This window comes from Campylobacter concisus (genome assembly GCF_902460625.1).
GTDB lineage: Bacteria > Campylobacterota > Campylobacteria > Campylobacterales > Campylobacteraceae > Campylobacter_A > Campylobacter_A concisus_AD.
Map to the genome: position 1 here is coordinate 282187 of NZ_CABPUT010000006.1, position 18865 is coordinate 301051.

Sequence of the window (18865 nt, forward strand, 5' to 3'; positions counted from 1 at the left end):
ATTTTATTTTTTCACTATATTTATAATTTGCAAAAAATTTTTAGTTTAAAGGAAAAAAATGAAAAAGATTGTGCTAATTTCATTAGTAGCAGCTTCTTTTTTAGTGGGGGCTGATATTAAATTTAATGAAGCTAACTCTAATATCACGAGAGTCTCGCCACTTAGCGATAAAAATAGCGTACTTTCTTATTATGACTCGATCGCTCAGGCAAAGCTTTCAGTTGTAAATATTTCAACTACAAAAACGGTGAATAACGCTGGTATTGAGCAGATGTTCAACGACCCTTTTTTCAATGAATTTTTTGGATTTAACTTTGCTAAACCAAAAGAAAAAGAAAAAACTACTTCGCTTGGTTCTGGCGTTATTATCTCAAATGATGGATATATCGTTACAAACAATCACGTTATAGAAGATAGCGATCAAATAGTCGTAACTCTTGCAAATGGCGGCAAAGAGTATAAAGCAAAGCTAATAGGAAGTGATCCAAAAACCGATCTAGCCGTCGTAAAGATAGAGGCAAACGGACTAAATGTGATCACTTTTGCGGACTCATCAAAGCTGCTTGATGCAGATGTTGTATTTGCAATAGGCAATCCATTTGGCGTTGGTGAAAGTATCACTCAAGGTATCATTTCAGGCCTAAATAAAGATAATATCGGCCTTAATCAATATGAAAATTTCATCCAAACAGACGCCTCTATAAACCCAGGAAATTCAGGCGGCGCTTTAGTTGATAGCAGAGGATATTTAGTCGGAATAAACTCAGCCATACTTTCAAAAAGTGGTGGCAATAACGGCATTGGCTTTGCGATCCCATCAAATATGGTAAAAGATATCGCTAAAAAGCTGATAACTGACGGCAAGATCGAGCGTGGCTTTATCGGCGTTACGATTGCAAATTTAACAGATGAGCAAAAAGAGCTTTACACAAATAAAGAGGGTGCTTTAATAAGTGGCGTAGAGCAAGGCATGCCAGCAGATGAAGCTGGACTAAAAAGAGGCGATTTGGTTATATCAGCTAATGATAAAGCTATCAAAAACGCAAATGATCTTAAAAATTTCATTGGCTCACTAACTCCAAATAGCAGCGTTGATATAACTTACGAGCGATCAAATAAAATAATGAATGCAAAAATCAAGCTTGCAAATGCTGATCACAATTCAAAAGACATAGCAAAAAGCATTATCATCGAAGGACTTAGCGTTAGTAATCTAAGCGATGAGATAAGATATAAATACAAAATCAGCCCAGATACTCAAGGCGTGCTAGTAACTGATGTAAAATCAGGCTCAAAAGCTGAAGACTTTGGCTTTGAAAGAGGCGATGTGATCGTGCAAGTTGGTGAAGAGAGCATAAAAGATCTTCAAACATTTGCAAATACAATCAAAAATACAAAAGGCAAAAAGACACTAGTTTGGATAAATCGCGGTGGTATCATACAAGGCCTTGTTATAAAATAATCATCTAAGAGCTGAAATTTCAGCTCTTAACCCTTTTAAATTTTTAAAATCTTAATCTGCTATAATCCTTAAAAATAAATTTACAACAGGAAAGATCATGACTAGAATTTTAATGATAGAAGATGATATGGAGCTTGCTGAAATTTTAACTGAATATCTAGAAAACTATGATATTGAAGTAGTAACTGCTGAAGAGCCATATATCGGACTATCTACGCTAAATACAAGTAAATTTGACCTAGTTATACTAGATCTTACATTGCCTGGTATGGATGGATTGGAAGTTTGTAAAGAGATCAGGAAAAATCACAATATACCTATTATCATATCAAGTGCAAGACATGATATAACAGATAAGGTAAATGCTCTTGATAACGGAGCGGATGATTATTTGCCAAAGCCATATGACCCACAAGAGCTTTTGGCTCGTATCAAAAGTCATCTAAGAAGGCAGAGTATCACCCCAGCAAATGAGGCAAGAAATTTAAATAAAGACCTAGTTTTAAAAGAATTTGAGCGTGAAATTTTATTTAAAGGCAGCGTCTTAAATTTAACTGCCGCAGAATACGACATCTTAAAATACCTACTTTTAAAAGAGGGCGGAGCGGTTACTAGAGAGGAGCTCATCTACAACTGCGAGAGCATAAATGAAGATAGCTCAAATAAAAGTATAGATGTTATCATTGGTAGGATTCGCCAAAAATTAAATGAAAATCCAAAAGAGCCAAAATACATCCACGCGATCCGCGGTATCGGCTATAAATTGGTTCTTTGATGCCAAGATCTTCTATATTTATCACGATAACGTTTATCTTTGGACTCGCGCTCGTTTCGATATTTCTAGCTTTTTTGTGGCTCATGGGTTTTGACAAGCAAAACTATACAAGAGAGCTAAACAACAAATACTCAAACGTTGCTAGGACAAATTTATTTTATATGGGTGGCATCATAAATAAAGCTCAGTACGACCGACAGCTTTCAAATATCGATATGCCAGAGATTAAAGACGAGAAGAAAAAGGATGAAATTTTAAAACAAGCGACCGTTTTAGAAGAAATTTCAAGTGATCTAGGCTCAAGTGCGATCTTGCTTTATGACAAGCACCACTACTTAAGGATTGAGCATTTAGACGAGCTAAAGCTTTTAATGGATAAAGAATTTCAGCCTTACAGATACGAGGTGATAAAGGCTGTTTTTTTGGTGGTTGCGGTCATTTTGCTAGGTGCTTACATTTTTGTTATCTATAAGATAAAACCACTTAGAAAGCTAAAGCGTCAGATCGTAAAATTTGCAAATGGTGAGCTTGATGGTGTGCAAAATGTTGGCAACGGCAAGGATGAAATTTCTGAAGTTTCAGAGGCATTTTATGAGGCGGTTTGTCAGATCAAGGCGCTTAATGACTCGAGGCATCTTTTCTTAAGAAATATAATGCACGAGCTAAAAACTCCTATCACAAAAGGCCTAATAGCTGCCCAAATGATAGAAAAAAGTAAAAATCAAGAGAGGCTAATCTCTGTCTTTCACAAGCTTGAAAATTTGATAAACGAACTTGCGGCGATCGAGCAGATAACATCAAAAATAGGACTTAGCAATAAAACACCATGTTTTATGAGGGATCTCATCGATGAGGCTATCGATATAGCCATGGTTGAAAAAGAGTGTGTTGGTGTCAGTGAGCTTGATGAGGTTAGAGTGCTTGTTGATTTCAAACTATTTTCAGTTGCCATAAAAAATATGATAGATAATGGCATAAAATACTCAACTGATAAGCACGTAAATATCGTTGTTAGCAAGGATCATATGAAATTTATAACTCAAGGTGAGAAGCTAAAAAATGATCTTGACTTTTATGTCCAGCCATTTATCAAAGGAGAGGATACTCAAAAGAGTTTTGGACTAGGTTTATATATAGTTAGCAATATACTTGATGCTCATGGACTCAAATTTAGATACGAATATAAAAACGGAATGAATGTCTTTGTTTTTGAAAATTTACAAGATATAATAGTGACTTAAATAAAACATAATAAACAAAAAAGGGCTAAAAATGGCAGCAAAAATTTTCTCACCAGTTGATATCTTATCAATAATAGATCTTGAAATAGCTTTTATAAATCGTTATAAAAATGTAAAAGATTATGCAAAAAATTTATCTTTGATATATTTTTCTTTGCCAAGCACCAAAGAGTATAGTGAACTATTTGAAAAATTTTTAAGACAAACTGATGTTGTTGTAAGAGAAAATGAGCATTATGTGGTTGTACTTCATGGAACAAATGAAAGAGGAGCTAGTGAGCTATTATCTGGTATTCAAGAGTTTTTAAACGCTGAGCCAATTGATTTGATAGTAAGCTATCCAAAAGACGGAATAAACGCTAAAGAGCTTACTACTAAGCTTCAAGATGAGATAAAAGACAATTATGGCGTATTGCTTGAAATGCTTTCAAATCAAGAAAAATTTGAAGCTTTTGAAAGTATGATTTAATATAATTTTGTGGAGTTTATTTGGAGAATTTACTACTATTTTTTGCAGTTTTGCTTATAACTAGCATTCTTTTAAGTAAGATCTCTGATAAATTTGGAATTCCATCTTTAATAATATTTTTAGGCGTTGGTATGCTAGCTGGCTCAGATGGGCTGCTTGGTGTAAATTTTGACGACCAAGTAATCGCTCAAAATGTTGGCATGCTAGCACTTATTTTTATACTTTACGCTGGTGGGCTAGATACTGATTTTGCAGCGATTAAACCGATTTTTGGTAGAGGTTTGGCGCTTGCTACACTTGGCGTTTTCTTAACCGCGCTAGCTATCGCTCCAGTAGCAAAATATCTGCTTGATTTTACTTGGGCAGAGGCCTTTTTGCTAGGCTCCATCATCTCTTCGACGGATGCAGCAGCGGTATTTGCCATACTAAGAGCTAAGAAAATTTTACTTAAAAATAGCATTGCGCCATTGCTTGAACTTGAATCTGGCTCAAACGATCCAATGGCGATATTTTTAACTATGACGATCATTCAAATGATCTCACTAAATAGCACTCCAAGTGCGTCAGAGTGGGCGATTACACTAGTTAAGCAGTTTGGTATAGGTATCGCTATGGGCTATTTATTTGGCGTTGCTTTGCCGGCCATTTTTAATAGACTTCGCTTAAAAAGCTGGGGCCTTTATCCAGTTTTTTCTATCGCTTGGATATTGCTTTTATACACACTTTGCTTTAAAATCGGTGGCAATGGCTACCTAGCTGTCTATATAGCTGGAATTTTTATAAATAAAAAAGAGTTTTCTCATAAGAAAAATTTAGTCGGTTTTCACGATGGCATCGCTTGGACTATGCAAATAGTTGTCTTTTTGACGCTTGGTCTTTTGGTAAATCCTTCCGAGCTTCCAGCAACGGCACTAATGGCGCTTGTTTTGGCCTTATGGCTTATGTTTTTTGCAAGGCCACTTGGTGTTTTTGCATCGCTTGCATTTTCAAAATTTAAGATAAATGAGCAAATTTTTATCTCCTGGGTTGGGCTAAGAGGTGTTGTGCCAGTTGTACTAGCTACCTATGTTTATGTCGATGGCGTACGTGATGCGGATATGATTTTTAATATTATATTTTTTATGGTTTTGATTTCTATTTTGATACAGGGTATGTCACTTGGCTTTGCGGCTGATAAATTTAAGGTCAAAGAGAGCGAGCAAGAGGATGTTAAGGCAGTAGAAAACTCTCCGATCCTAAGCTATACACTTCGCCAGCATACCATTCACTATGGCTCAAAACTAATTGGCAAAGATTTGGCTCAGCTTGAGCTTCCAACTGAGTTTTTAATAATCCTAATAAAGCGTAAAAACGAGTATCAAAAGCCAACTGGTTCAACAATCTTTGAAGAAAATGATCTGCTACTGATACAATGCGAAAATCAAGTGCTTTATCAAGATACGATTAAGTATTTGACTTATTAAAATTTTTGATAAAACTTGCCACATTTCATTTCTCTTTGTAAATTTTTAAAACTTTACTCGCTTGCCTTAGCAGACTACTAAATTTAACTCTCGCAAGCTTTTTTACTAAATTTAGAGTCGTGATATACTCGCTCGTAAATTTTTAAAATTTTTCTAACATAAACACATACAGTGTGTTAGCATAATTGCATGCTGTCTATAACGTAAGTTAAATTTCTAGCCCAAAATGAGCTAGAAATTTCTTTATTCTAGGGCTTGAGCCAGATCGGCTATCAGATCCTCGGCGTTTTCAAGGCCTATGCTAACTCTTATCAGCTCTTTTGTGATGCCAGCTTTGATTAGCTCTTCGCTGCTTAGCTGCTGATGAGTCGTTGAGGCTGGGTGTGTGATGAGCGACTTTGTATCGCCGATATTTACCACGATCTTAAAGAGTTTTACGCGCTCTAGCATTTTTTTTGCGCGCTCAAAGCTATCAGTCTCAAAGCAAAATAGCCCATTTGCCATGCCATCTTTAAAGTATTTTTGCGCCTTTGCATGATCTACGTTGTCGGCAAGTCCTGGGTATGCCACGCTTTTTATATGCTTGTGGGAGTTTAGAAATTTAGCTACTTTTAGCGCGTTTTGCGAGTGTCTCTCAACCCTAACAGCAAGCGTTTCAAGCCCTTGTATGAGCTGCCAAGAGTTAAACGGAGATATCACAGCACCGATGTCGCGCACGATAGCAAGCCTCATTCTTAGCGTATAGATATCGAAACGATCGGTCATATCAGCATAAACGATGTCGTGATAGCTCGCGTCTGGGACGTTAAAGTGCTCATATCGTTTGTTGCCTTTTAGCTTTTCGTTTAGGTGATTTGCACTTACGACCACACCTGCTAGGCTAAGGCCCTGACCGCTCATATATTTGCTAGCACTATGTACGCAAACATCGACACCGTGGCGAAGTGGCTGAAAGATGATAGGCGTTGGCACGGTGTTATCGGTGATGCTGATGATGCCATATTTGTTTGCGATTTCTACGATTTTCTCGATATTTGGGATAGAAATTTGCGGATTTGAGAGCGTTTCAAAAAATATAGCCCTTGTTTTATCATCTATCAAACTCTCCAGATCATCAGCCGTGTCGCTGTCAAAGACTCTAGCCTCTATGCCAAATCTTTTTAGTGTGTGCGTAAAAAGTACTGTCGTGCCGCCATAAATTTTTTTGGCGATGATGATGTTATCGCCTGCTTGGGCTAAATTTATGATGCTGTAAAACAAAGCTGATTGACCGCTCGCAGTCGCTATCGCAGCGGCTCCGCCCTCAAGTGCGGCGACCCTTTTTTCAAAGATATCTGTCGTTGGATTGCCAAGTCTTGTGTAGATGTGGCCGCCATCCTTTAGATCGAATCTAGCAGCCGCAACCTCGGCACTTCCAAAGTCGTAAGCCGTGCTTTGAAAAATAGGCACAGCCATCGTGCCAAAGCCCTCATGTGTGTCGTAGCCTACGTGGATCGCAGCGGTTTCTTGCCTCATTTTTGCTCCTTTTAAGGTAATTTTGGCGTAAATTATACATTAGCAAAGCCAAAATTTAGGGGATAAAATCAAATTTTGATATAATTTGCTAAAAAAAGGAAAAATTTGAACCAAGTTACGGACAAATTTAAGCGTGTAAAATATCTTCGTGCGTTAGAAAAATTTGCAAAATCAGCGATAAATGGGCTAAAAAGAGATGACTTTGACGAGGCTGAATTTCGCCAAAGAGTGGAGAAAAACGCAAAGATCATCGAAAAAGTCGAGGCTGTCTATCTTGATCAGCCATACTCAAAGGCACTAGAAAATTTTATAAATTTGCTTATCAAAAATGCCCCAAAAGAGGAACTTTTAAAGGCGGCAAACCTACTTGATAAGCTCAAAAATCAAAAGACATATAAAAAAGAAAAACATAAAAATAAATTTAAGGATGAGGATTGAAAGTAGTTATTTTCGATATGGATGGCACGGTGATCGATAGCGGCGAGGCGATATATAAAACGGTGAATGAAGTAAGAGATGAGCTAAATTTGCCGCCACTTGAAAAAGAATTTATCATAAAAGCGATAAACGAGCCAGGTAGAAATTTAGCCCTTGAGTTTTATGGCATCGATACGCCAAGCAGGAGCTTAAAAGAGGGTTTTGAAGAGAAATTTAAGAAATTTTACGATGAGTGCGCGACTACATATGAGGGCGTAAAAGAGCTTTTGCAAAAGTGCAAAGAGGCTCACTATAAGGTCGTTTTGGCAAGCAATGCACCACACGATACGCTAGAGAAAATTTTAAAGAAAAATGAAATTTATGAGCTATTTGACGAGGTTATCGGCGCTAGCAAAGAGATACCGCAAAAGCCAGATCCTGCGATGCTTCACCTAGCTGTTAGTAAAACTAAAGCTAGTAAGGCGATATTTGTCGGAGATAGCCTAAAAGACGAGCTAGCAGCTAAAAATGCAAATATGCCTTATGTGCAAGTTAGCTGGGGATTTGGTGAGGAGAGTAAAACTGCGACCTATAACGCTAAAAATGTTAGCGAGGCTTGGGAGATAATATTAAATTTTTAACTTAGTTTTAATTGGCTATAATCTTAAGAAATTTTCAAAGAAACAGCGATGATAGATATATTTGAGGGCAGTGCGAGGGATAAATTTTATGACATTTTGTTTAACGCAAATGCCGTTTTAGTTAAAAACGAGATAGATAAAATTTTTGAGAAATTTGTGGCTATGAGCGAGCTTTGTGAAAAGCATGGCGTTAGCGAGGACGAGATCAGAAATTTTATAGCCTCAGAGCAAGATAAAGTTTATAACGGAGTAAATGACCTATATATCGAGCTTAGCGGAGAAATTTTAAGCCAAAATGAGTAAGATTTTTGCACTCATTGCTTTGCTTGCTGCTCTTGTTTTTGCAAAAGAGCCAAATTTTGACCCAAGTTCGGTGCATACATTTGAGCTTAAAAAAGATGAGTGGGCGAGGGTTTTTATAACTGAAAAGCGAACCCAAAGGGTTGAAACGTTTGACTTTAGCTGGACGCTATTTGATAGCACAAACATCACCGTGCAAAGCTTTTTTAGGCGCTATCCAAGGCAGATGGTTTTTTCGCTAAGACAAGGGCAAAACATATACATGCAGCGAGTTTTGCCTGATTTTACGATGCCGCCAAATGAGAGCGTAAGCCTTTATATATCATTTATTGATTTTAAGGATAAAAAGGCGCATTTTAGGGTGGCGCTGCTAGATGAGAGCAAGCGTGTGGATGTGGGTTTTAGAGATCCAGATGAGGCTAAATAGAAGGATAAAAATGGATAAAATCGATGAAATAATGGGTAAATTTATAAGCGAGCTTGGCTACAAAGAGGCGTTTGAGATGTTTTTAAAGATAAGCTCAGGCAAAAAGCTTCGCTCAAAACTTCTTTTAAAGATCGCAGGAGAAAGTGAAATTTCTCTTAAGCTTTGCGCTATCATCGAGCTCATTCATCTTGCAAGCTTGCTTCACGACGACGTCATAGACGAGGCAAATATAAGACGCGGCAAACCAAGCATAAACGCACTTTTTGGCAGTAAAAACTCAGTCATGCTAGGTGATATTCTCTACTCAAAGGCCTATTTTGAGCTTACAAAATTTGATCCAAGCATCGCGGCTATCATTTCAGACGCAGTAAGCAAGCTAAGTATCGGCGAGATGATGGATGTAAAAATGGCTGAAAATTTTAATGAAAATGAGCAAGAATATTTAAAAATGATCTATTATAAAACAGCTGTTTTGATAGAAGCCACGGCTATTTGTGGGGCGAAGCTAGCTGGCAAAGATAGTGAGAAATTTGGAATTTATGGCAAAAATTTAGGCCTTGCGTTTCAGATCGTTGATGATATATTAGACATAACTCAAGATGAGAAAACGCTTGGCAAGCCAGCACTCAATGACTTTGTCGAAGGAAAAACTACACTTCCTTACATTTATCTTTATAAGAGCTTAGACGAAGCTGGTAAGACAAAGCTTAAATCGCTTTGGTCAAAGAAGCTAAACGCGGGCGAAATTTCATGGCTAAAAGAGGAATTTGTTAAGACAAATTCGCTTCAAAAAGCAGTAAATGAAGCAAAAAGGCTTGGAAATGAAGCGATAGAATCGATAAAAGAGTATAAAAACGCCGAGCTTGAAGGGATCATAAAAAGCATGATAGATAGGGAATTTTAATGCACTATTTAGATATAAGTTTTACATATAAAAATACTGATATTTCAGTCAGAGAAAAGCTTGCATTCGATAGCGATGAGAAAAAAGAGCAAATTTTAAAACTACTAAGATCAAACAAAAGTATAAACGAATGTATGGTTTTAAACACATGCAACCGCGTCGAGATAATTGCAAGCGTTAGTGATCTAGAAAGTGCAACGACGCATGCGTTTAGATGCATGTCTGTATTTTCAGGTGTTTTTGAAGATGAGCTTTATGAGAGGGCTGACATCTATGAAGATAGCGGAGCTGTGCACCACCTCTTTGCCGTGGCAAGCTCGCTTGATAGCCTAGTTGTCGGCGAAACACAGATCGTTGGTCAGCTAAAAAATGCTTTTAAATTTGCTTACGATAGCTCAGCTTGCGGCGAACAAATCAGTAAAATCATCCACTATGCATGTAAATGTGCTGCTAAAGTTAGAAATGAAACTCAAATTTCTAAAAACCCGATCTCTGTTTCAAGCGTTGCTGTGGCAAAAGCAAAAGAAATTTTTGGTACGCTTGAAGGAAAAACTGCTATCGTTGTAGGAGCTGGCGAAATGGGCGAGCTAGCGGCAAAACACCTAATCTCAAGTGGCGCAGAAGTCATCATCATAAACAGAAGCTCCGAGCGTGTTGAGCAGCTAGTTGATAGTCTAGGAGATAACGCGAGCTGGGATAGCATTTTAAAATTAAAAGAGTATGTAAATAATTACGATCTGATATTTTCAAGCACCGCAGCCCCGCACGCGATCATCACAAACGCCATAATCGAACCAAGAGAATTTCATAGATACTTTTTTGATATTGCCGTGCCAAGGGATATTGATCTTATAAATACAGAATTTATTAGTGTCTATACGGTCGATAGTTTAGAGGAGATAGTAAGGAAAAATTTAGCTCTAAGAGAGGAGCAGGCACAAAAGGCTTATTCGATCGTAGGTCAAGGCACAAGTGAATTTCTAAAAATTTTAAAAGAAGATATGAGTGTGCCACTCATAAAATCGATCCGCAAACAAGCTGAAATTTGCGCTAAAAATGAGCTAGAAAAAGCGATAAAAAAAGGATATTTAAAGCATAGTGATTATGAGGAGGCACAAAAGCTCATTCATCAAGTTTTTAAAGCATTTTTACATCAGCCAACGATGAAGCTAAAAAGCCTTGCGGACGAGGAGAGATCTAGCGAGCTTTCAAATGGAGTTAGATTTTTATTTGATATAAAAGAAGAGCAAAATTTTCAAGTGGGAGATATAGATGAGATTTAGTAAATTTTATGCACCAACGACCAAAGAAGCGCCAAAAGACGCCTCTTTGCCAAGTCATAAATTTTTAATAAGAGGTGGATTTGTCGAGCAAATAGGCTCTGGTCTTTATAACTATCTACCGCTTGGAAAGATCATGCACGATAAAATTTCTCGTATCGCACGAGAGGAGATGGATGAGGCTGGGGCGCTAGAGGTGAGCTTTAGCGTGGTTACTTCAGGTGAGCTTTGGAAGCAAAGTGGACGTTACAACGTCTTTGGCAAGGAGCTTTTACGCTTTAAAGATAGAAAAGAAAATGACTTTGTTATAAGCCCTACAAACGAAGAGGCAGCCGTTGCTTTGGTGCGTGGCAAGGTGACTAGCTATAAGCAGCTACCACTAAATTTATACCAGATAAATACTAAATTTCGTGACGAAGCAAGACCACGCTTTGGCTTGCTAAGAGGACGAGAATTTACAATGAAAGATGCTTATAGCTTTCACTCTAGCAAAGAGGATCTAAAGCGTGAGTTTGACCTTATGGAGGCAACTTATAGTAAAATTTTCACTCGTCTGGGGCTAAATTTTAGAGCCGTTGAGGCTGATAGTGGAGCTATCGGTGGCAGTGGTAGTAAAGAATTTATGGTGCTTGCAAGTAATGGCGAAGATGACATCCTTTGCTGTGAGGCTTGCAAATACGCTGCAAATATAGAGGCTGCTAGAAGAAAAGCTAGAACAACCGATACTGAAGCGCCAGAGGCTGACGCGGCTAAATTTAAAACGCCAGATACAAAGACTATAAAAGGTGTGGCAGAATTTTTCAAAGTTAGCGAATTTTACTGCATAAAAGCTGTCATTAAAAAAGCTATTTATGAAGACAAAGAAGAGGTTGTAGTCTTTTTTGTAAGAGGCGATGACGAGCTTCAAGAGACAAAGGCACAAAATGCTTGCAAGGCACTTGAACTTGTCGATGCTAGCGAAGAAGAGATTATAAAAGCTGGCTTAGTAGCTGGATTTTGTGGACCAGTTGGGCTAAAGGATGTGAAATTTTACATAGATAACGAGCTAAAAGGTGCAAATAATATGATATGTGGTGCCAACGAAAAGGATTACCACTTCGTTGGCGTTAGTGTTAGCGGATTTAACGAAGAGAGATTTAAAGACCTTGTAAAGGTAAAAGAGGGTGATAAATGCCCAGAGTGTGGCGGAAATTTAAAACTTAGTAAGGGTATAGAAGTCGGTCATATCTTTCAGCTAGGCGATAAATATTCAGCTGCGATGAATGCGACATATCTTGATGAAAACGGTAAGGCTAAGCCATTTTTGATGGGTTGCTATGGCATCGGTATCAGCAGGCTGATTGCCGTAATGATAGAGGCTAGCCACGATGAGAAGGGCTGCATCTGGAAAAAAGAGTGCGCGCCGTTTGATGTGGAGATCATCATTTCAAATTTAAAAGATGAAGAGGGCGTAAAATTTGCATTTGAGCTTTATGAGAGCCTTAAAAAAGCTGGCGTTAGCGTCATCATCGATGATAGAAACGAGAGATTTGGCGTTAAGATGAATGACTTTGAACTCATCGGCTTCCCTTATGCGCTGCTTGTGGGTAAAGAATTTGCAAATGGCAAGGTTGAGTTTATAACAAGAGATGGTTTAAGCAAAGAAACGATCGGCGTAAACGAAGCCTTTAAAAAGATAAAAGAAAGCTTATGAGATTTTTTGCATTTTTGTTTTTTATCATAGAGGCGGCGCTCATATACGTTTTTGTTAATAAATTTGGTTTTTTGAACTATTTTCTTGAGGTGCTTGTTTCTGGATTTGTGGGTATCGCACTTCTTTTAAATGCTGGATTTTCTAGTCTAAATTCGCCTCAAGTGGCGTTTAAAAGCTTTCTTGGTGGAAATTTATTTAGCCAGTTAGGGCTTAGCCTTGGTGGAATGCTTTTGTTTCTACCAGGAATTTTAACAGATATTTTTGGCATAGCTGTAATCGTTTTTTCTTTAGTGTTTAAGAAAAATGCAGCCAAAAACGAGAGCTATCAGGAGTTTAAATTTCAAAATTTTAGCGAGCATGGCACTAAAAAAGATGATGGCGAGATTATCGATGTTGAGGTCATAGAAGAGCCAAAAAGAGTAAATTAGGAGAGATGATGAAAGAGATAAAAATAGCAACCAGAAAGAGTATCTTAGCGCTTTGGCAAAGCGAGCATATCAAAGCTAGAATAGAATCAAAACATAATGATATAAAAGTTGAGCTTGTTGGCATGAAGACAAAGGGCGATGTGATCCTTGATACGCCGCTTGCAAAGATCGGAGGCAAAGGGCTTTTTACAAAAGAGCTTGAAGATAGCATGCTAAAAGGCGAGACTGACATTGCGGTGCATAGCCTAAAGGACGTGCCAGTAGTCTTTCCAAAAGGACTTAAACTAGCAGCGATTTGCTCACGCGAGGATACAAGAGATGCGATGATAAGCGAGAAATTTGCTAAATTTAGCGACTTGCCACATGGCGCGAAAGTTGGCACAACGAGCCTACGCCGCAAGATGCAGCTACTTATCATGAGGCCTGATCTTGAGATTATCTCGCTTCGTGGAAATGTGCAAACTAGACTTAGAAAGCTAAAAGAGGGTGAATTCGACGCGATTATTTTGGCGATGGCTGGCATAAATCGCTTAAATATCAAGGCTGAAGTGGCGCACATCTACACATTTGGCTTTGACGAGATGATACCTGCAATGGGGCAGGGTGCTCTTGGGGTAGAGGCTAGAGATGAGAAGAAAATTTTAGATGAGATCTTTTTTTTAAACGACGAAAATGCGGTTATAGAAACGACCATAGAGCGTGATTTTGTAAGCGTTTTGGAGGGCGGATGTCAGGTACCAATTGGCATAAGCGCAAGGCTAAAAGATGATGAAATTTCTATCGATGCGATCGTTGGTCTACCTGATGGAAGCGAGTTTATAAAAGATAGCTTAAAGGTCAGCAAAGATAAATTTCAAAGCGTTGGTAAGGAGCTAGCTCATAAATTTATAGAAAAAGGGGCAAAAGAGCTTTTAAAACGCGCTGAAGAGATGGCTTAGAGTGTGTTTGAGCTAAAATTTAAAGCAAAAGCCCTAAGCGCAACCAAAAATAGCAAAGACAACTACTATATGATCGGTCTTGCAGAGGGTAAATAGGGCTATAAACTACATAATCTTTCAAAGACCGATCAGACTCAAAAAAGATGACGACGAAAACGCCAACATAAACGGCCTATATGCAGAGTGTAATGGCGATATTTGCTACAACGCCTGAAAACGAGTAAAGATCACTGATAAAACTATCATTTTTGAGGTGCAAGATAGCCGCATTTGCGTTGATATTGAGGATGTTAAGCTTGGTGAGCGTTTTATAAAATATAGCAAAGAGACATTTGGCGAGTTGTTAGAGTAGCTATAAATTTAATCAATTTGCAAAAAAGATTAAATTTACAAAATTTACTGCCGTTTTCAAAACTGTGATGCCATCTAGTGTTTAACCTAACAAAAAATTTGCAATGAATTACTTTGAAAAGACATAAGTATGCCGGCCATGTGTGGCTGTGCGTTGAGCACTAGTTTGCGGACGTTATGACAATGGAGTATAAATTTAGTGCTTGTGTCTATTTAAACGGCGAGGCAATATCGCAAAGACTGCGTCCGAAACAGCGATCGGATACTCTGATAGCTATCGGTGCGTGCGGCAAATAATAAATACCCGCTTTGCTTCGCCTTTTTCAGCTATTTTTGGCTAAAATCGCCCAAAAATCAAAAAGGCGAAATATGGACTACATCAAGCTTTTAAAAGAAAATAATCTACTTCGTGTTATCGATGAGCCAACAGATATTGATCTTGAGATCGCACACGCTAGCTATATTGAGGTCAAGCGTGAGGGCTCGCAAGCGCTACTTTTTGCAAACCCAGTTTGTAAAAAAACTGGGCATAAATTTGCCCCAGTGCTTACAAATATCTATGGCTCAAAACGTGCACTTGAGCTTATCTTTGGGCTAAATCCTGATGAGATCGCAGCCGAGATAGAAAAGCTTTTAAAGCCCAAAAAACCTGAAAATTTCAAAGAAAAGCTTGATTTTTTAGCCTATCTTTTTAATATGAGAAAAATTTTTACTAAAAGGCTAAAAGGTGAGGGCGAGTGCCAGCAGGTAAAATTTATAGGTGAGGAGGCTGATCTTTTGAGCCTACCTGCGCTAAAGACATGGCCATATGATGGTAGCGCTTTTATTACGATGGGGCAGGTTTATACGCAAAGTTTGGATGGCGCTTTGCAAAATTTAGGTATGTACCGCCTACAAATTTATGACAAAAACCGCCTTGGCATGCACTGGCAGATCCACAAAGACGGTGCAAATTTCTTTCACGAGTACAAGCGTGCAGGCAAAAAAATGCCAGTTTCAGTAGCCATTGGCGGTGATCCACTTTATATTTGGTGTGGGCAAGCACCGCTTCCAAAGGGAATTTTTGAACTTTTGCTTTATGGTTTTATCCGTAAAGAGCCAGCCAAACTTGTAAAATCCTTAACAAATGAAATTTACGTCCCGCATGATGCAGACTACGTGATAGAAGGCTTTGTGGATACGACTAAGAGCGAGCTTGAGGGGCCATTTGGCGATCATACTGGCTTTTATACTCCTATCGAGCCTTTTCCGGTGATGGATGTAACGGCGATAACTAGCAAGCGTGAACCGGTATTTCATGCGACTGTGGTTGGAAAGCCGCCACTTGAGGATAAATATATGGGCTGGGCGACCGAGCGCATTTTCTTGCCGCTTTTGCGAACGACCGTGCCTGAGCTTTTGGACTATAACATGCCTGAAAACGGCGTCTTTCACAACCTAATCTTAGCCAAGATAAATACGCTCTATCCAGCTCATGCAAAGCAGGCTATGCACGCATTTTGGGGCGTTGGGCAGATGAGCTTTGTAAAACATGCTATTTTTGTTGGAGCCGATGCGCCTGAGCTTAAAGATTATGATGAATTTACTAGCTTTGTTTTAAATCGTTTTGGTAGCCAGAGTGTGCTAATAAGCCAAGGTGTGTGCGATCAGCTTGATCATGCTAGTCCAAATTCGTGTTTTGGCGGCAAACTCGGCGTAGATGCAACGCAGGATTTTTGTAAATTTATACCAAAGCTTTTAAACGATGATGAGCTGTTGGCTAAATTTCAAAGCGTTGCACCAAATGTAAAAGAGCTTAAGCAGTTTAAAACGGATACCAAAACGCCTATTTGTGTGGTGAAATTTGAAAAAGATTGTGTGGTAAAAGAGCTTTTTGACAAGCTTTTGACATTTAGAGAATTTTTTAAACTCCTTATCGTTGTGGATATGCAAAATCACCTTGAAAACCCATATATGCTACTTTGGCGTGTGACAAATAATATCGATGCTTTGCGTGATATTTTCATAGATGGTGAAAATTTCTGCGTAGATGCCACTAGCAAAGATGAGCGCGAAGGATATACTAGAGGCTGGCCGCTTCAAACAGATTGTGATCGCGAAGTAGTTGCTGATCTAGTTAAGCGCGGTATAGTAAAAGATGAGCCAGAGCTATTTAAAAAATTTGAAATATTTGGCTAGCTTTGAGGGGCTCAAGTAAATTTATAAATTTTGCTTTTTGCTGCGAATTTGAAATTTTTAATAAGACTTGCTTAATCAAATGCTAGTGTTTTTTATACTGATTACAAAATAGCTTTTAGACCTAGTCTAAAAGCTTAATTTGTTTTTAGCTCTCTTTTAAGAGTTTGCTTGCGAGCATATCGGCTTTTGCTTTATCTGTATCTTTTTTTACGGATTTATAAATTTTAGATATATAATTTTCCAAAACTTCGTGGCAAGATATTACTTTTTCATTTTCACCTCTTGCTACTTTTACGTATTCACCGCTATTTTGTAGCTCAAAAGCTAGGTCGTTATCGCTTAGCTGAAGCTCTAAAATTTCAAGCAACCTCTCTTGAAGTCTTGGCTCAAAGATAGGCGTCATAAGCTCCAAGCGACGCTCTAGATTTCTTGGCATCCAGTCAGCACTTGAGATGTAAATTTTTGGCTGAGCATGTTTAAAGTATAAAATTCTAGCATGCTCTAAGTATTTGCCGATTATTGAGCGAACTTTTATATTTTCGCTTTTGCCTTTTATGCCAGGCCTTAGTCCGCACACACCACGAACTATAAGATCGATCTTCACGCCTGCGTTTGATGCGCGGCTAAGCTCATTTATCACATCTTCGTCGATTAGTGCATTCATTTTGGCAATAATCCTACCCTCGCTGCCTTTGCTCGCCTCTACTCTTATCTTTTCGATAATGCGCTCTTTTATCTGAAAAGGCGACATGCTAAGAGCGTTTAAACGGCGATTTTTATTATATCCTGAGAGGATATGAAAAAACGAAGTCGTATCTTGGCTAAATTCTTCTTTGCTCGTAAATAGGCTCACATCGGTATAAATTTTAGCCGAACTGCCGTTGTAGTTGCCTGTGCCAAAGTGCATATAAAATTTAAGCTTATCACCGATTTGGCGAATGACCTGGCTAACTTTTGCATGCACCTTAAAGCCTGTGATACCGTATATCACGTGCGCTCCAGCGTCTTCAAGCGCCTTTGCCCAGTGCAGGTTATTTTCTTCATCAAACCTTGCTTTTAGCTCAACCATCACAGTTACTTGTTTGCCATCACTTGCGGCGTCTATTAGACTTTGAATTATTGGTGAGCTTTTATCGACTCTATAAAGTGTCATTCGAATAGATATAACTTTTGGATCTTTGCTGGCTTCTTTTATAAAGCTAACGACTGGATCAAAGCTCTCAAATGGATGCACTAAGAGCACATCTTCTTTATCTATGGCGTCAAATACCGAGATACCATTGCCAAATGGCGGTAGTGTCTTTGGAACGTAAGGGGTATTTGCTAGGTGGGTAAAATTTTTACTTCCAGCTATCTCCCAAAGCGAGCTAAGAGTGAGTGGAATGCTTGAAAAATAGACATCTTTATGAAAAATTTTCATATGAAAATTTAAGAAGTCCAAGATATCAGCGTCTACGTTTTTATCGATTTGCATACGAACAAAAGCCCCTTTTCTGCGAAGCTTTAGCCCTTGCTCAAGTATCATCATAAAATCATCCGCTTCTTCTTCTTCGATGACGATATCAGCGTTTCTTGTCACTCTAAAAGCAGCTGAGCTAAGTAGCTTATATCCTGGGAAAATTTCTTCTGCGTGGCGATGTACGATCGTTTCAATCGGCACAAAAACATTGCTACTTGGCTGTGTAAAACGTGGCAAGACTCTTGAAATTCTTATCATGCCGTATTTTAAAATTTCTGGATGCTCAATATCAGCAAGCTTAACTGCAAGCGAGAAGCTAAGGTTGTTTAGATGCGGAAATGGGTGAGTTGCATCGACAGCGATAGGCACGATGACTGGCAAGATATTTGAGAAAAAGTATTCGTCGCACTTTTGCTTTAAGCTATCATCAAGCTCGTCATAATTTTTTATAAAAAGCCCCTCTTTGCTAAGAGCATTTACTGTTTTTTTATAGTGATCTTCTACTAAATTTTGCTCATTTTGTAGATATTTTCTAATCTCTCTTAGCTGATCAAGTGGGCTCATGCCATCGCCACTGCTTGTAGTAGCTCCAGCTGCAAAAAGTTGCTTTAAGCCAGCGACTCTGATCATATAAAACTCGTCTAGATTTGTCATATAAATGGCTATAAATTTTAGCTTTTCAAGTAAAGGGATTTCCTTTTCACACTGAGCGAGTACCCTTGAATTAAAGCGTAGCCAGCTTAATTCTCGGTTTATAAAAAGAGTTTCATTTTCGCTCATCATCTTCTCCTTGTGTGTTTTTGAGTTATTTTATGATATATGCGGTTATAAAGTTCTTACTTTATTTAAATTTTTGGTTACAATAAGCCAAAATTTAAATTTAAAGGCTTGTTATGTCTGATTATGTGATATTGGTTGGTATCT

At 38.3% G+C, this 18865-nt stretch carries 17 protein-coding genes and 1 pseudogene; 16 read left to right on the top strand and 2 right to left on the bottom strand.

Annotated features, from left to right (window positions below; genetic code table 11):
- Positions 1-58: 58 nt before the first annotated feature.
- The 5 genes from F3G69_RS05825 (at position 59) to F3G69_RS05845 (ending at position 5410) form a co-directional block, all read left to right on the top strand.
- Positions 59-1462, top strand: a complete 1404-nt coding sequence (locus F3G69_RS05825) for a Do family serine endopeptidase (protein WP_149714661.1) — start codon at positions 59-61, stop codon at positions 1460-1462.
- Between the two features lie 97 nt (positions 1463-1559).
- On the top strand, positions 1560-2237 hold the full coding sequence (locus F3G69_RS05830; RefSeq protein WP_149714662.1) for a response regulator transcription factor: 678 nt from the start codon (positions 1560-1562) through the stop codon (positions 2235-2237).
- Positions 2237-3478: an ArsS family sensor histidine kinase gene (locus tag F3G69_RS05835; RefSeq protein WP_149714663.1), complete on the top strand. Its 1242-nt coding sequence runs from the start codon at positions 2237-2239 to the stop codon at positions 3476-3478. Before F3G69_RS05830 ends, F3G69_RS05835 begins: the two co-directional genes overlap by 1 nt.
- A 31-nt stretch (positions 3479-3509) precedes the next feature.
- The gene (locus F3G69_RS05840) at positions 3510-3947 is read left to right on the top strand and encodes a pyridoxal-5'-phosphate-dependent protein (RefSeq protein ID WP_149714664.1); all 438 of its coding nucleotides are present in this window, start codon (positions 3510-3512) and stop codon (positions 3945-3947) included.
- A gap of 20 nt (positions 3948-3967) precedes the next feature.
- Positions 3968-5410 carry a potassium/proton antiporter gene (locus F3G69_RS05845; protein ID WP_149714665.1) on the top strand — a complete coding sequence of 481 codons (1443 nt, stop codon included), beginning with the start codon at positions 3968-3970 and terminating at the stop codon, positions 5408-5410.
- A gap of 243 nt (positions 5411-5653) precedes the next feature.
- On the opposite strand, the gene F3G69_RS05850 is transcribed toward F3G69_RS05845, so the two are convergent.
- Entirely contained in the window at positions 5654-6925 is a 1272-nt protein-coding gene (locus F3G69_RS05850) for an O-acetylhomoserine aminocarboxypropyltransferase/cysteine synthase family protein (protein WP_103600138.1), read from the bottom strand.
- 105 nt (positions 6926-7030) lie between these two features.
- Here F3G69_RS05850 and F3G69_RS05855 point away from each other — a divergent pair, with 105 nt between their 5' ends.
- The 11 genes from F3G69_RS05855 to F3G69_RS05905 all read left to right on the top strand — a co-directional run bounded on the left by F3G69_RS05855 (position 7031) and on the right by F3G69_RS05905 (position 16482).
- On the top strand, positions 7031-7363 hold the full coding sequence (locus F3G69_RS05855; protein ID WP_103600137.1) for a hypothetical protein: 333 nt from the start codon (positions 7031-7033) through the stop codon (positions 7361-7363).
- Entirely contained in the window at positions 7360-7983 is a 624-nt protein-coding gene (locus F3G69_RS05860) for an HAD family hydrolase (protein WP_149714666.1), read from the top strand. Before F3G69_RS05855 ends, F3G69_RS05860 begins: the two co-directional genes overlap by 4 nt.
- A gap of 48 nt (positions 7984-8031) precedes the next feature.
- Positions 8032-8286 (top strand): DUF2018 family protein, encoded by a 255-nt coding sequence (locus F3G69_RS05865; protein ID WP_012001636.1) that lies wholly within the window; start codon positions 8032-8034, stop codon positions 8284-8286.
- On the top strand, positions 8279-8710 hold the full coding sequence (locus tag F3G69_RS05870; RefSeq protein WP_149714667.1) for a YjbH domain-containing protein: 432 nt from the start codon (positions 8279-8281) through the stop codon (positions 8708-8710). Before F3G69_RS05865 ends, F3G69_RS05870 begins: the two co-directional genes overlap by 8 nt.
- Before the next feature lie 10 nt (positions 8711-8720).
- Positions 8721-9614, top strand: a complete 894-nt coding sequence (locus F3G69_RS05875; RefSeq protein ID WP_103600133.1) for a polyprenyl synthetase family protein — start codon at positions 8721-8723, stop codon at positions 9612-9614.
- Positions 9614-10897, top strand: coding sequence for a glutamyl-tRNA reductase (hemA, locus tag F3G69_RS05880; protein ID WP_072594950.1), 1284 nt, complete (start codon positions 9614-9616; stop codon positions 10895-10897). Before F3G69_RS05875 ends, hemA begins: the two co-directional genes overlap by 1 nt.
- Positions 10887-12587: a proline--tRNA ligase gene (locus F3G69_RS05885; RefSeq protein ID WP_149714668.1), complete on the top strand. Its 1701-nt coding sequence runs from the start codon at positions 10887-10889 to the stop codon at positions 12585-12587. Before hemA ends, F3G69_RS05885 begins: the two co-directional genes overlap by 11 nt.
- Complete coding sequence (locus F3G69_RS05890) at positions 12584-13015, top strand: FxsA family protein (RefSeq protein WP_149714669.1); 432 nt, start codon at positions 12584-12586, stop codon at positions 13013-13015. The genes F3G69_RS05885 and F3G69_RS05890 overlap by 4 nt, the downstream gene beginning before the upstream one ends.
- An 8-nt stretch (positions 13016-13023) precedes the next feature.
- Positions 13024-13953 carry a hydroxymethylbilane synthase gene (gene hemC, locus F3G69_RS05895; protein WP_149714670.1) on the top strand — a complete coding sequence of 310 codons (930 nt, stop codon included), beginning with the start codon at positions 13024-13026 and terminating at the stop codon, positions 13951-13953.
- Positions 13954-14032: 79 nt separating this feature from the next.
- A complete protein-coding gene (locus tag F3G69_RS09550) occupies positions 14033-14167 on the top strand; it encodes a hypothetical protein (RefSeq protein WP_262483418.1) in 135 nt (44 codons plus the stop codon).
- Positions 14168-14673: 506 nt separating this feature from the next.
- Positions 14674-16482, top strand: coding sequence for a menaquinone biosynthesis decarboxylase (locus tag F3G69_RS05905; protein WP_149714671.1), 1809 nt, complete (start codon positions 14674-14676; stop codon positions 16480-16482).
- Between the two features lie 145 nt (positions 16483-16627).
- On the opposite strand, the pseudogene F3G69_RS05910 reads toward F3G69_RS05905, so the two are convergent.
- A pseudogene (locus F3G69_RS05910) lies at positions 16628-18733 on the bottom strand (RNA degradosome polyphosphate kinase); the annotation flags it as partial.
- Positions 18734-18865 lie beyond the last annotated feature (132 nt).

Coding starts and splice junctions, on each gene's coding strand:
- F3G69_RS05830 (WP_149714662.1), top strand. CDS start 1,560: ATGACTAGAATTTTAATGATAGAAGATGATATGGAGCTTGCTGAAATT.
- F3G69_RS05840 (WP_149714664.1), top strand. CDS start 3,510: ATGGCAGCAAAAATTTTCTCACCAGTTGATATCTTATCAATAATAGAT.
- F3G69_RS05870 (WP_149714667.1), top strand. CDS start 8,279: ATGAGTAAGATTTTTGCACTCATTGCTTTGCTTGCTGCTCTTGTTTTT.
- F3G69_RS05890 (WP_149714669.1), top strand. CDS start 12,584: ATGAGATTTTTTGCATTTTTGTTTTTTATCATAGAGGCGGCGCTCATA.
- F3G69_RS05875 (WP_103600133.1), top strand. CDS start 8,721: ATGGATAAAATCGATGAAATAATGGGTAAATTTATAAGCGAGCTTGGC.
- hemC (WP_149714670.1), top strand. CDS start 13,024: ATGAAAGAGATAAAAATAGCAACCAGAAAGAGTATCTTAGCGCTTTGG.
- F3G69_RS05850 (WP_103600138.1), bottom strand. CDS start 6,925: ATGAGGCAAGAAACCGCTGCGATCCACGTAGGCTACGACACACATGAG.
- F3G69_RS05825 (WP_149714661.1), top strand. CDS start 59: ATGAAAAAGATTGTGCTAATTTCATTAGTAGCAGCTTCTTTTTTAGTG.
- F3G69_RS05905 (WP_149714671.1), top strand. CDS start 14,674: ATGGACTACATCAAGCTTTTAAAAGAAAATAATCTACTTCGTGTTATC.
- F3G69_RS05865 (WP_012001636.1), top strand. CDS start 8,032: ATGATAGATATATTTGAGGGCAGTGCGAGGGATAAATTTTATGACATT.
- F3G69_RS05885 (WP_149714668.1), top strand. CDS start 10,887: ATGAGATTTAGTAAATTTTATGCACCAACGACCAAAGAAGCGCCAAAA.
- hemA (WP_072594950.1), top strand. CDS start 9,614: ATGCACTATTTAGATATAAGTTTTACATATAAAAATACTGATATTTCA.
- F3G69_RS05835 (WP_149714663.1), top strand. CDS start 2,237: ATGCCAAGATCTTCTATATTTATCACGATAACGTTTATCTTTGGACTC.